Source organism: Pandoraea sp. B-6 (assembly GCF_000282835.1).
GTDB lineage: Bacteria > Pseudomonadota > Gammaproteobacteria > Burkholderiales > Burkholderiaceae > Pandoraea > Pandoraea cepalis.
Genome location: NZ_KB290503.1, coordinates 1 through 12,483, shown reverse-complemented (window position 1 = coordinate 12,483; position 12,483 = coordinate 1). Strand labels below are relative to the sequence as shown.

The 12,483-nt window shown below is 65.8% G+C and carries 11 protein-coding genes; 9 read left to right on the top strand and 2 right to left on the bottom strand.

What is annotated here, in order from left to right:
• The first annotated feature begins 103 nt into the window (after nt 1-103).
• From mutL to A985_RS0107170, 9 genes are all read left to right on the top strand, one after another.
• Entirely contained in the window at nt 104-2,158 is a 2,055-nt protein-coding gene (gene mutL / locus A985_RS0107210; RefSeq protein WP_083902230.1) for a DNA mismatch repair endonuclease MutL, read from the top strand.
• A gap of 7 nt (nt 2,159-2,165) precedes the next feature.
• Nucleotides 2,166-3,113 (top strand): tRNA (adenosine(37)-N6)-dimethylallyltransferase MiaA, encoded by a 948-nt coding sequence (miaA, locus tag A985_RS0107205; protein ID WP_017232726.1) that lies wholly within the window; start codon nt 2,166-2,168, stop codon nt 3,111-3,113.
• Nucleotides 3,114-3,346: 233 nt separating this feature from the next.
• Nucleotides 3,347-4,222, top strand: a complete 876-nt coding sequence (locus tag A985_RS0107200; protein WP_026131729.1) for an ABC transporter permease — start codon at nt 3,347-3,349, stop codon at nt 4,220-4,222.
• A gap of 1 nt (nt 4,223) precedes the next feature.
• Entirely contained in the window at nt 4,224-5,276 is a 1,053-nt protein-coding gene (locus tag A985_RS0107195; RefSeq protein ID WP_017232724.1) for an ABC transporter ATP-binding protein, read from the top strand.
• A gap of 76 nt (nt 5,277-5,352) precedes the next feature.
• Complete coding sequence (locus A985_RS0107190; protein ID WP_026131728.1) at nt 5,353-6,417, top strand: extracellular solute-binding protein; 1,065 nt, start codon at nt 5,353-5,355, stop codon at nt 6,415-6,417.
• Between the two features lie 26 nt (nt 6,418-6,443).
• Nucleotides 6,444-7,364 carry an ABC transporter permease gene (locus A985_RS0107185; protein ID WP_017232722.1) on the top strand — a complete coding sequence of 307 codons (921 nt, stop codon included), beginning with the start codon at nt 6,444-6,446 and terminating at the stop codon, nt 7,362-7,364.
• A 116-nt stretch (nt 7,365-7,480) separates the two neighbouring features.
• A complete protein-coding gene (locus tag A985_RS0107180; protein WP_017232721.1) occupies nt 7,481-8,677 on the top strand; it encodes a Xaa-Pro peptidase family protein in 1,197 nt (398 codons plus the stop codon).
• Between the two features lie 74 nt (nt 8,678-8,751).
• On the top strand, nt 8,752-9,993 hold the full coding sequence (locus A985_RS0107175) for an amidohydrolase family protein (RefSeq protein WP_017232720.1): 1,242 nt from the start codon (nt 8,752-8,754) through the stop codon (nt 9,991-9,993).
• 47 nt (nt 9,994-10,040) lie between these two features.
• On the top strand, nt 10,041-10,955 hold the full coding sequence (locus tag A985_RS0107170) for a LysR substrate-binding domain-containing protein (protein ID WP_017232719.1): 915 nt from the start codon (nt 10,041-10,043) through the stop codon (nt 10,953-10,955).
• 338 nt (nt 10,956-11,293) lie between these two features.
• Here the strand turns inward: A985_RS0107170 and A985_RS0107165 are convergent, their stop codons facing one another.
• Complete coding sequence (locus A985_RS0107165; protein WP_008642645.1) at nt 11,294-11,542, bottom strand: DUF2274 domain-containing protein; 249 nt, start codon at nt 11,540-11,542, stop codon at nt 11,294-11,296.
• Nucleotides 11,539-12,483: TrbI/VirB10 family protein (locus A985_RS0107160; RefSeq protein ID WP_017232718.1), on the bottom strand; the 945-nt coding region annotated here is incomplete at its 5' end. The genes A985_RS0107165 and A985_RS0107160, both read right to left, overlap by 4 nt.

Sequence of the window (12,483 nt, the reverse complement as noted above, 5' to 3'; positions counted from 1 at the left end):
CATGACAGGAATGAGTTGCGCTGCTACGGGCGCCGTTGCGGGTATTGCCCGCTGAAACCTGGCTCGACCTATGTCTTTGAGGGCAACCTTTATAATGGTTCCCATGTCTGCGACCCCGACCTCCTCCCCCCCTGCACACGACCCGGCCGGCGTGCCCGCCCCGACCGGCACCCAGGCCCCTGAGCGCCGCCCCGGCCCCCTGCCGACGGGCCTCGCGCCGTTGCGCGCCATCCAGGTCCTTCCCGACCAGCTGATCAGCCAGATCGCCGCGGGCGAGGTGGTGGAACGCCCCGCGTCCGTCGTCAAGGAATTGCTCGAGAACGCCCTGGATGCCGGCGCCCGCGCACTCCAGATCAAGCTCGAAGAAGGCGGCGTTCGCCGCATCGCCATCACCGACGACGGCGGCGGCATGTCCGCCGAACAATTACCGCTGGCGCTCACGCGCCACGCGACGAGCAAGATTCGCTCGCTCGACGAACTCGAATCGGTGCTTACGTTGGGGTTCCGTGGGGAAGCGCTCGCTTCCATCGCGTCGGTGGCCCAACTCACGCTGTCGAGCCGCCAGGCCGATGCGCCGCACGCGAGCGCCATCGACGGCAACACCGGTGCGCTGACCCCCGCCGCAGGCCCGGTGGGCACGACGGTCGACGTTCGCGACCTGTACTTCAACACCCCCGCGCGGCGCAAATTTCTGAAGACCGAGCAGACCGAGTTCGGTCATTGCATGGACGTTATTCGCCGCAGCGCGCTCGCGCGTCCCGACGTCGGCTTCTCGATCCTGCACAACAACCGGGCGGTGGAGCACTGGAACGCGACTGACGCCGCGACGCGCGTCACGCGCGTGCTCGGCAACGACTTTGCCGGCGCGCATCTGGCGCTGGACGAGGGGGCCGCCGAGTTGCGCCTGTCGGGCTTCGTCGGGTTGCCGCCCGCCAGTCGCGGGCGCGCCGACCAGCAGTATTTCTTCGTGAACGGCCGTTTCGTGCGCGACAAGCTGCTCACCCACGCGGTACGCGCGGCCTATGAAGACGTGCTCCACGGCGACCGCTATCCGGCCTACGTGCTGTATTTCGAACTGCCGCCGCAATGGGTCGACGTCAATGTCCACCCCTCGAAGATCGAAGTGCGGTTTCGCGATGCCCGCAGCGTCCACCAGTTCGTATTCCACGTCGTGCAACGCGCGCTGGCCCGAGCGGCGGGCAGCGGCGGCGCGACGCACGCCGCCCACCTGACCGACGGCGGTGGACTTGCCGCCGGGCCGGGTGCCGCTTTGGGCGGCGGCAGCAGCGGCATGATGGCTGCGCGCCCGGCCGGAGGGATCGGCGGCGTCGGCAGCAGTTGGAATCCCCGCATGCAGCAAGGCACGCTGCCGATGGCGCAACCGCTGTCCGTCTATGACAACTTGTTCGGACGCGCCGCGCCCCCCGCCCCGCGCCCGTATGGTCAGCCAGGCGTCACGGATGCACCCCCGCCGCCGTATGGCCATGCCGGGACAACGCAAGGCGACACGACACTCACCGGCAGCGACACCCTGCCGGCAGGCACCGGCGGCAACGCCGACGCCATGGCGCTGGAACAACCGCTCGGCTTCGCCCTCGGCCAATTGCACGGCATCTACATCCTCGCGCAGAACGCCTATGGCCTCGTGCTGGTCGACATGCACGCGGCCCACGAGCGCATTCTCTACGAACGCTTCAAGCAGGCACTCGTGGAACGCAGCGTGCCAGTGCAGCCGCTGCTGATTCCTGTGACGTTCTTCGCCGACCCGGTGGAAATCGGTACGACGGAAGAACATCAGGAAACGCTCACCGCACTGGGCTTCGACCTCGCGGCGATGTCGCCGACCACGCTCGCCGTGCGCGCCATTCCCGCCCTGCTCGACGGCGCCGACGCGCAAGCCCTGGCGCGCGCTGTGCTCGCGGACCTACGTCAGTACGGCGGTTCGCGCGTGCTCACGGAACGTCAGCATGAACTGCTCGGCACGCTCGCCTGCCACACGGCGGTACGTGCAAATCGACGGCTCACGCATGAAGAGATGAACGCGCTGCTGCGCCAGATGGAAGCGACCGAGCGCGCCGATCAGTGCAATCACGGGCGTCCCACCTGGTACCAGCTCACGCTCGGCGATCTCGACAAGTTGTTCATGCGGGGACGTTGAGCCGCTCATGACGTCATCGCCCCCGATCGTCTGCCTGCTGGGCCCGACGGCATCCGGCAAGACCGCCGCCGCCCTTGCGCTGGCGCAGGACACCCCACTCGAGATCATCAGCGTCGACTCCGCCCTCGTCTATCGTGAGATGGACATCGGCACGGCCAAGCCGAGCGCGGCCGAGCTGGCCGCCGTTCCCCATCACCTGATCGACATCATCGATCCGCGCGACGCCTATTCCGCCGCGCAATTCCGGGAAGACACGCTGCGTCTTGTCGATGAGATTGCAGCGCGCGGACGCCGCCCGCTGCTCGTCGGCGGCACGATGCTGTACTACAAGGCGCTCACGCAAGGCCTCTCACCGCTGCCGTCGGCCAACGCCGACGTACGCGCCCAACTCGACGATGATGCCGCGCGCGAGGGCTGGCCCGCCATGCATGCACGGCTGGCGAGCGTCGATCCGTCGACGGCCGCCCGCCTCGCGCCGAATGACGCACAGCGCATTCAACGCGCGCTGGAAATCTTCGTGCTGTCGGGCAAACCGATGTCGCAATGGCTTGCCGAAGAAGCCCGGGCACCTGCCGCGCCAACGCCCCATACGTTCGTGCCGGTGGCGCTGGAGCCGAGCGACCGCGCGGTACTGCACGCACGTATTGCCGAACGGTTTCGTCTGATGCTCGCGGCCGGCTTCATCGAAGAAGTCGAACACCTGCGCGCACGCGGCGATCTCGACCCGAGCCTGCCGTCCATGCGCTGTGTCGGCTACCGGCAGGTATGGGAATACCTCGACGGCGAGATCGATTACGACACGATGCGAGACAAGGGCATCTTCGCGACGCGCCAGTTGTGCAAGCGTCAGCTCACCTGGCTGCGCTCGATGCCCGAGCGCCACATCGTCGACTGCACGGCCGCCCACGCATTGCAACACGCCATCGACGCCGTACGCGCGCTCTGGCAAGTCTGAGCGCATCGCCATCCCTGCGGAACGCCTCGCTGATCGTCCGGCGAAGCGTTCTGTGCCCGCGTGCGTCGCACGCTGCGAAACCCGCATCGCCTTATCGCCCCAGCCGTCTCCCGTCTCCGTTGAAACCCTGACAGCTTTCCGGTTTGCACGACGATTTTGATATGCTAATTTGCATATCAACGTTTCGTTTAATGCAAATTTGCATCGAATCCACGATACCGGGAAGGACGCCAATGACGCAGACTTCGATGGAGCCAAGTGGGGTGGCGGGTGACGGGCTGCGGCGGCCGACCGGCGGCGCGCGACGCGTGCCCGTCGCTAAATGGGCGGTGCGCGCCGGGGTCACGCTGATCTATCTGTTCATGCTCAGCCCGCTGATCTTCGTCGTCTGGCTGAGCTTCTTCAAAGACGCGATCATCACGTTCCCGCCGAGCGGCTACACGCTCTCATGGTATTTGAACGCCTGGCGCAATGCCGCGTTCGCCGACGGCTTCCTGCTCTCGCTCCAGCTCGCCGCCTGCGCGGCCATCGGCGGCGTAATCCTCGGTGTCGCCGCCTCTCTCGCCCTCGCGCGTTATCGTTTTCCCGGCCGCCGCACGCTCGGCAATGTGTTGCTGTTGCCGCTCGTGGTCCCGGGCATCGTCGCGGGCATCGCGACTTACCTTTTCTATCTGCGCGCCGAAAACGCGCTCGATATGGACATCGTCGGCACCTTCGGCGGTCTCGTGATCGCGCATGTTTGCCTGACCATTCCGTGGACGATGCGTCTCGTGGGCGCAAGCCTTGCACAGATCGACGGCACCATCGAGGAAGCCGCCCGAAATCTCGGCGCGGGCCCGTGGCGCACACTGTGGCGCGTCACATTGCCGATGTTGCGCCCCGCCGTCGTGGCGGCCGGACTGTTCAGCTTCATCGTGTCGTTCGAGAACCTCGAACTCACGTTGCCGCTGGTCGGACCGGGCAAAACCACCCTGCCCATCGCGATCATGCAGTACCTCGAATTCAACCTCGATCCGACGATTGCCGCCGTCTCCGCGGCGCAGATCGTCCTGCTCGGCATCGTCATGCTGATCACCGATCGCTTCGTCAAACTCAGCCAGGTGATCTGACATGGCCAACGTTTCATTGCGCGGTCTGCGCAAGCAATACGGCAACGCCGCCGCCGTGGCGGACTTCTCGCTGGAGATTGCCGACGGCGAACTCGTCGCCTTCCTTGGCCCGAGCGGTTGCGGCAAGACCACGACGCTGCGCATGGTCGCGGGCTTCGTCGAGCCGACGGCCGGCGAAATCTGGATCGGCGGCAAGGAGGTCTCGCGCCTGCCCGCGCATCGCCGCAACACCGGCATGGTGTTCCAGCGTTACGCGCTCTTCCCGCACATGACCGTGGCAGAGAACGTAGCGTTCGGCCTCGAGATGCGGCACGTGTCGAGTGCCGAGCGCGTTACGCGGATTCGCGAAGCGCTCGATATGGTGCGTCTCACGTCGCTGGCGGATCGCTATCCGCGCCAGCTCTCCGGCGGTCAGCAGCAGCGTGTGGCGATTGCCCGCGCACTGGCGATTCGTCCCGACGTGTTTCTGCTCGACGAGCCGCTGTCCAACCTCGACGCCAAGCTGCGCACCGAAGTGCGCGAAGAGATCCGCGCCCTGCAGCGACGGCTCGGCCTGACGACGATCTTCGTCACCCACGATCAGGAAGAGGCGCTGGCGATTGCCGACCGCCTGGCCGTGATGCACGACGGCTGCGTGCAGCAGATCGGCACCGCCGATGCGCTTTACGAACGCCCGGCCAATCCATTTGTCGCGAACTTCCTCGGCAAGATGAATTTCCTCGCCGGGCGGATGACCGACGGCCATTTCGTGACGGCCAAAGGCGAGCGCCTGGCGTTGCCGAGCGCTGCCCCCGACGCCACGACGCTCGGCATTCGCCCCGAGCGCCTGCGCCTGAGCGACACGCCTGTGCACAACGAAACGGCCATGCCGGTCACGGTCGACCAGACGATCTATCTCGGTTCCACGCTCGAACTCCGTCTGAAGAGTCCGCAGGGCGAGATGCTCGTCGCGCACGTGCAGAACACCGCACGCGACGACGTCGGCCGCTATGCCCCGGGCCGCGCCCTCAACGCGTGCTTCGCGAGCACCGATTGCCTGTTTTTCAACGCCTGACGACACTGCCTCACTTCCACCCGCTTCGGCCCATGTATTGGCCAACCTCGTGGCCAACGTTTTGAAGGATGACGACATGACGCACGCCCTGAACCGCCGCTCGTTTCTGAAGACCGCCTCCGGTCTGGTGATCGCCCCCGCGCTCGGCCTCGATGCCCTCTCGGCACACGCTGCCGCCGCCTGCCCGAACGTGGTCGTCGGCACCTGGGGCGGCGACTATCTGAATCTTCTCGAACAGAACATCGGCAAGCCGATCATCGAAGCCGCCGGCGGCAAGGTCACGTACGACTCGGCCGGTCAGGTCGAGCGCATGACGAAGCTGCGCGCCGAGAAGGCGTCGCGACGCGGCTCGCTCGACGTTGCATGCCTGGCCGATCTCGATATGTATGACATCAACCGCTCGGGCATTCTCGAAGCGGTCGACGCCAAGCTCGTCCCGAATCTGGCGAATGCGCTGGAGGCGCTGCGCCGTCCGTACTCGATCCCGCACATCTTCAGCGCGATGGTGATCGTCTACAACCCGGAGAAGCTCGGCACGAAGCCCGACTCATTCACCGCCGCACTCGATCCCAAGCTCAAGGGCCGTGTGGGTTTCTCGGACATCCTCTACAACTTCAACGTGGTGAGCAGCTCGCTCGCGGCCGGCCATAAAGACGGCGATATGGCCGGTGGTGTGCAATTCCTGCGCGAATTGCGCAAGTCGCAGCAGCCCAAGGTCTATCCGTCGAACGAAGCCGTGGCGTCGGCGCTCAAGAGCGGCGACATCTGGTTCACCTGTATGTGGAAAGCGCGCGCGCTGCAATGGAAGAAGGCGGGCGTGCCGATCGATTACGTGGTGCCCAAGGAAGGTGCCGTGCCGGTAACGTTCGAAGCCGCCGTGCCGAAGAATTCGCAGTCCAAGCTGTGCGGCTTCAACTACCTGAACGCGATGCTCGATCCGCGCGCCCAGATCGGCTTTGCGGAGACGATGGGCTATGCGCCGACTGTGACGAACGCGAATCTGCCGCCGTCGCTGCAGGAAAGCGTGGGCTTCACCCGCGCCGAACTCGATCGCATGGTCAAGCTCGATTACGCCCGCTTCACCGCCGACAAGCCCGCGCTGCTCGACTTCTGGAACAAGGAATTCAAGGTGGGTCTGTGAGCGTCGCCGACACCCCGGAGCCTGCGATGACGCCGTCCCCACCGGCTGCCGATGCCGCCCGAGCCGCCCGGGCCGCCACCGCGCGCGCGGTGCGCGGCGCGCTCACGGGCGGCTCGCTTGCCACGCCCGCCACGCTCGTGGTGTTGCTCGTCATCGTGCTGCCCGGGTTGCAACTGGTGCGCTACAGCTTCAACCGGTTCGATCCGGTCGACATGATGCAGGCGGCACTGACCGGCACGAACTACGTCAAGTTCTTCACCGATCCGTACTACCTCTCGGTGCTCTGGACGACGATCAAGGTTGCCTCGCTGTGCACGGCGCTCGCGCTCGTGTTTGGCTTCCCGGTCGCCTACGTGCTCGCGCGCACACAAACCCGCTTCAAGAGCCTGCTGGTGATGCTGCTGGTCTTCCCGCTGCTGGTGGGCAACGTCGTGCGCGCGGCCGGCTGGATGGTCATGCTCGGCACGGCCGGCTTCGTCAACGCCATGCTCGTGTCGCTGGGCATCGTGCCGCAGCCGATTCGCTTGCTGTACACGCCGTTCGCGGTCGTGGTGGGCACCACCGCCGTGGTGCTGCCTTACATGATCCTCACATTGCAAAGCGTGCTCGAAGGCATGGACTTCTCCGTCGAGGAAGCCGCGCGCAATCTGGGCGCCACCTTCTGGCAAACACTCACGCGCGTGATACTGCCGATGGCCGCACCGGGCATCGCCGCCGGCACCATGCTCGTGTTCATTCTCTGCATGAACGCCTATGCCACCCCCGTACTGCTCGGCGGCACCGGCATCACCATGATGACGCCCACGATCTACGACCAGATCGCGAAAGCGAACAACTGGCCGTTCGGCGCGGTGCTGTCCATCGTCTCGATGGTGGTGACGTTCGTGCTCGCCATTGCGTCGCACTGGATCATCCATCGGCGCTATGCGAAGACGATGATGACCTGACCGATCTGCCCGCCCTGATCCGCGCGACCTTGCGTGCCGACCGGCCCCATCCGTCGGTCATGCCCAACGCCGTCTGCCCCTGACATTTGCCCCAATTTGCCGATAAGGACTTCGTGATGCCGACTCTCTCCGATGCGACACGTCAGTACCGCCATCGTCTGATGCAAGACCTGATGGACCGCGCGCGCGTCGACGCGCTCGTGTTCACCGCCGCCGATTTCTTTCAGTGGGCCACGAACTTCCACGTCGATGTGCAGACGTGGGAGCGCCCCATCGCCGTGTGCGTGCCGCGCAAGGGGGAGCCGTTCGCGGTGATGAACGAGCTGTCGACGCATCACCTGATGATGGCTCGCGAGCGGGGCCATCTGTGGCTCGATCTCGATCGCGTCACGCTTTACGCCGAGCATCCGCGCGTGACCCAGCGCCAGCCGCTGCTCGCCGATGTGCCCATGCTGATCGCCGACACGCTGCGCGCCGCCGGTCTGGCAGGCTCGCGCATTGGCGTCGATGCGGCCGGTGGCCCGCTCGCGCGCGCCGGTGGCCTGCTGCCCGATGCGAAGCTCGTGCCCATGCTTGCCGAGATGCGCGCCCTGCGCTGGGTCAAGCACGACGAGGAAATCTCCATCATGCGCGCCGCCGCCGAGTTGGCCGACTGGGTGCAGGACCGGTATCGCGAGAACATTCGTCCCGGCCGTCTAGTGCAGGAACTCGACTACGCGATGGCCGCGCTGATGGTCACGGAAGGGGCCAAGCGCTTCCCCGGCGAGAACCTCGAAGTGATGCGCTGCTGGACACTGTCCGGCCCCGCCTCGGCCTCGCCGCATGGCGATGGGGCATCGTGCGGAGCGCGCATCAATGCGGGCGACGGCATGGTCAACATCGTGATCCCGCGCTTGAACGGTCTCGTGATCGAAAACGAACGCACGTGGTTCTGCGGCAAGCCGTCGAGCGAGCAGGCGCGCTACTACGAGGTCGCGCGCGCCGCCAATGAAGCCGCAGTGAACGCGGCCGTGACCGGCAAGCCCGTCTCGGGGATCGACGCCGCGGCGCAGGCCGTCATCGAGAAAGCGGGGTGCGGTGAGTTCATCCGACATCGCACGGGCCACGGCATGGGCATCATCGGCCACGAGTACCCGGACGACATGGCGTTCAACCATCGTCCGCTGCTCGCGAACGAGGTGTATTCGGCCGAGCCCGGCATCTATGTCTACGGCCTGGGGGGCTTCCGTCTGGACGACTCGGTCGTCACCGGCGACACCCCCGTGATGCTCACGCGCACGCCCCGCACGCTCGCACACGCCACGATCGATTGAAGATTGCAGGCCCGCGAGTCACGGTTGCCCGCTGACTCGGGCAACCCCAGACACACCATCCTGGAGGAGAGGTCATGGAGTCGATTCTGTTGTCGAATTGTGCGCTGCTCGACCCGGTCAAGGGCGAGCTGCGCGAAGACCACGCCGTACTGATCGAAGGCGGACGCATCAAGGAAGTGTCGGACAAGCCGATTCGGGCGGCGTCGGCGCGCGAGATCGATGCCCACGGGCGCACCGTGATGCCGGGACTGATCGATCTGCATGTGCACGTGCATGCCACGCAGCTCAACCTGGCCTCGCAAGCCCATCTGCCGAACGTGCTCGTCACGCTCCGGTCGGTGCCGATTCTGCAGGGCATGCTGCGGCGCGGCTTCACCACCGTGCGGGACGCGGGTGGTGCGGGACACGCCATCAAGCAAGCAGTCGAAAGCGGACTGGCCGAAGGGCCGCGCCTGTTCGTGTCGGGCCGCGCGATCAGCCAGACCGGCGGACACGGCGACGGTCGCGCGCGCACTGATTACCTCGGCACCGACGGGCCCTGCCCGTGCTGCGTGCGCGTCGGCGCCCTGTCGCGCGTGGCCGATGGCGTCGACGAGGTTCGACGTGCGGTGCGCGAAGAGCTGCAAATGGGCGCCGACCAGATCAAGATCATGGCCTCGGGCGGCGTGGCCTCGCCCACCGATCCCGTTGGGGCCTGGGGTTACGCCGAAGACGAAATCCGCGCCATCGTCGCGGAGGCCCGCGGGCGCGGCACCTATGTGCTCGCCCACGCCTACACGGCATCGGCCATCGAACGCGCCGTGCGCTGCGGCGTGCGCACCATCGAACACGGCAACCTCGTCGACGCCCCCACGGCCCGCTACATGGCCGAGCAAGGCGCTTACGTCGTACCCACGTTGGTGACGTACGACGCCCTCGCGAACGAAGGCAAGTCGCTCGGGCTGCCTGACGATAGTGTCGCGAAGATCGCCAACGTTCATGCGGCGGGCCTGCGTTCGCTGGAGATCTTCCGCGAGGCCGGTGTAAAGATGGGGTACGGCTCGGATTTATTGGGTGAGTCGCAGCGCCTGCAAAGCGACGAATTCCGTCTACGCGCCGAAGTGCTCTCGCCGGCGGAGATTCTGCGCAGCGCGACGGTCATCGGCGCCGAGGTGCTCGGCCAGTCGGGCCAGTTGGGTGAGATCGTGCCCGGCGCGCATGCCGACGTGCTGATCGTCGACGGCAATCCGCTGGCGTCGATCGATTGTCTGCTCGGCCAGGGGGAGCGGATTCCGATGGTGATGAAGGGCGGTAGAATCCACGCTTTCGCGCTGTAGGCCCCATGCGCAGGGGCCCCGACAGCTAACCCTTCCGTGGAGAATCGATGGATTTCCGGCACATCGACGCCTTTCGGGCGCTGATGCTCACGCGCACGACCACCAAAGCGGCCCAGGTGCTCGGCACGTCGCAGTCCGCGGTCAGCCGTCTCGTGGCCGATCTCGAACGCTCGACGCGTCTCACGCTGTTCGATCGCGCGCGCGGACGGCTCGAACCGACGGCCGAGGCGTTCGCGCTCTTCGAGGAAGTCGAGCGCCGCTATGCCGGCCTCGACAACATCCGCGAATTCGCGCTGAATCTGCGTAACCCCGACACGGCCGTCATTCGCGTGGGGTCGGTCGTGTCGTTCGGCCTGGGCTTCTTTGCACGCGTGATGGCCGGCTACCGGGCGTTGCATCCGAGCGTGCAGCTCGCGCTGACCACGGGGGCCTCCGATCTGATTCGCGACCAGGTCGTCACGCATCAGCTCGCGCTCGGCCTCGTGACCAACACGATCGACGTGGCCGCGACCGATGCCGTCTCGTTCGCCAACCTCGACGCGATCTGCGCCCTACCCGCGGGGCACGTCCTCGCGCGCAAGAAGGTGATCCGTCTGGCCGATCTGAAGGGGCAGCCGATCCTGTCTTACGAGCCGACCGACATGGTGCGCTGGGGCATGGATCAACTCTTTGCCGAGGGCAATCTGCATCAGCAGGTCGTTGCCACGGCCCGCTACTCGGTCAACATCGGCACGATGGTGAAAGAGAACGTCGGCATCGGGTTGCTGCACCCGGTGTCGGCGTACGACTTCCTCGACTCCGATCTCGTGCTGCGACGTTTCGAGCCGTCGATGCCATTTCATACGCTGCGTATCACGCCTCGCGCCGCGGCCCCCAGCGCGCAACTCGACGATCTCGTGCGCGTGATGGAGACCACGCTGGAGGATGTCATACGAGCCGTGGAGGCGCGGATGAAGCGCTGACGCGGCCGATCTGCGTGAGCCCTTGGCCGACACCGCCGTACGTTGACCTCGCGCTGCCATAAAAAATGTTCGGTGTCAAGTATTTTCAAGGCATCCCATTTGGCCTGAAACCTTATACGAGACAGCAAGTTAGCTCTGTATCGTGCCACCCGATGGCACCTCGGCGGTGTGGGCTAGGTGCCACATGAGAGCGTTGGGAGAGAAAGCCGGATCGCGCTACATCGGACACGGAGTGCAGCGTCGGCAACCGACCTGAACTCCCATATTACCGGCTTCCCAAACGAAGAACGCACGGCCTGGAGCCGCGCGTTCTTCATTAAATCTATGTCGGAGCATCGTCATCCTGACTTCGGGGTGGCGACGGCCTTGGCCTTGCCACCCCGCTTGAATCCCCGATCCCCCGCCATGAAGGCTTCGAGCATGTGCGGGATCAGCGTGGCCGCATCGACCGCTTCGCCATAGGTCTGCGCATGAAGAGCGGCGTACCGGTCTAGATCCATTTTCAGGCTGGCTGGACAAGCGAATGTCAGCTTGGTGCTGCTGGTCGATGGCAGCGGCCCAAGCCGGAGTTTTCTGGCCATGTTCATCGGGCACCTCCACGCTGAAGAAAGAGCGGCTGGTAAGCTCGAACCTGTAAATCCCTTGCCACGATGATCCGCACCGGCAACCCCGGCCGCGCTGTCAGCGTCGGCTGGATGTTCATGTTGCGCCGGGTCATCTCCTGCCCCACTTGGTTCACACTGTCCTGCAGACCATCGCGCCCGGCAATGACGATGCGGTTGCCGTTCTGCCGATTCTCCGGCGCGGCCAACTCGGCGCCGATACCCAGCAGCGTGGTCAGCGCCGCCCCGGCAAAGATGCGGCCCCAATGCTGATCCACTTCATCCTCCAACCCTGCGTAGCCCGCAGGATCGGTGCCGACAAGGTTGTCGAGCGTCAGCGAGGATGTGTCTGGCAAGATGATCCGGTTCCACACCATCTGCACCCGGCTCTGCCCGAAGCTCACCTGGCTGTTGTATTTGCCCAAAATGCGCGAGCCCTGCGGAATCAGCAGGAACCTGCCCGTAGCCGTGTCATAGACCGGCTCCGTCACCGTGGCGATCACATCGCCCGGCAGGTCGGACTTGATGCCTGTGACCAGCGCCGCTGCGATCACCGTCCCGGCCATCACCTGGTACGGCGAGGCTGGCATTTGGAGATTGCCGGAATTGCGAGTCTCCTTGGAGCCGCCTTTCAGGAACGCCTCTTTCTGGTCTTGCCGGTTCTGCACGGTGGTGGGATCACTGGGCTGGGCCGCCGTCGAGGCCGGACCGGCCGCCAGCGGATCGAACCCTGCCAAGGCGTTGGCCATGCCGGGTGCTCCGGGCGCCGCCTGCGCGACAGCGCCAGCGGCTTGGCCCGGCTTTCCCGAGCGGAAGAACCCCGCCGAAGCCGCCGCCGCTTCGGCCTCCTTGCGCAAGGCGTCGTTGGGATCATGTCCCGGCGGCATGTAGGTGGGCTGCTGCGCCGCCACGATGGCCGGCCCCAG

What these genes read in the sequence shown, in the direction of transcription:
- A985_RS0107170 (WP_017232719.1), top strand. Translation starts at nt 10,041, where the DNA reads ATGGATTTCCGGCACATCGACGCCTTTCGGGCGCTGATGCTCACGCGC.
- A985_RS0107190 (WP_026131728.1), top strand. Translation starts at nt 5,353, where the DNA reads ATGACGCACGCCCTGAACCGCCGCTCGTTTCTGAAGACCGCCTCCGGT.
- A985_RS0107200 (WP_026131729.1), top strand. Translation starts at nt 3,347, where the DNA reads ATGACGCAGACTTCGATGGAGCCAAGTGGGGTGGCGGGTGACGGGCTG.
- A985_RS0107180 (WP_017232721.1), top strand. Translation starts at nt 7,481, where the DNA reads ATGCCGACTCTCTCCGATGCGACACGTCAGTACCGCCATCGTCTGATG.
- miaA (WP_017232726.1), top strand. Translation starts at nt 2,166, where the DNA reads ATGACGTCATCGCCCCCGATCGTCTGCCTGCTGGGCCCGACGGCATCC.
- A985_RS0107195 (WP_017232724.1), top strand. Translation starts at nt 4,224, where the DNA reads ATGGCCAACGTTTCATTGCGCGGTCTGCGCAAGCAATACGGCAACGCC.
- mutL (WP_083902230.1), top strand. Translation starts at nt 104, where the DNA reads ATGTCTGCGACCCCGACCTCCTCCCCCCCTGCACACGACCCGGCCGGC.
- A985_RS0107165 (WP_008642645.1), bottom strand. Translation starts at nt 11,542, where the DNA reads ATGAACATGGCCAGAAAACTCCGGCTTGGGCCGCTGCCATCGACCAGC.
- A985_RS0107175 (WP_017232720.1), top strand. Translation starts at nt 8,752, where the DNA reads ATGGAGTCGATTCTGTTGTCGAATTGTGCGCTGCTCGACCCGGTCAAG.
- A985_RS0107185 (WP_017232722.1), top strand. Translation starts at nt 6,444, where the DNA reads ATGACGCCGTCCCCACCGGCTGCCGATGCCGCCCGAGCCGCCCGGGCC.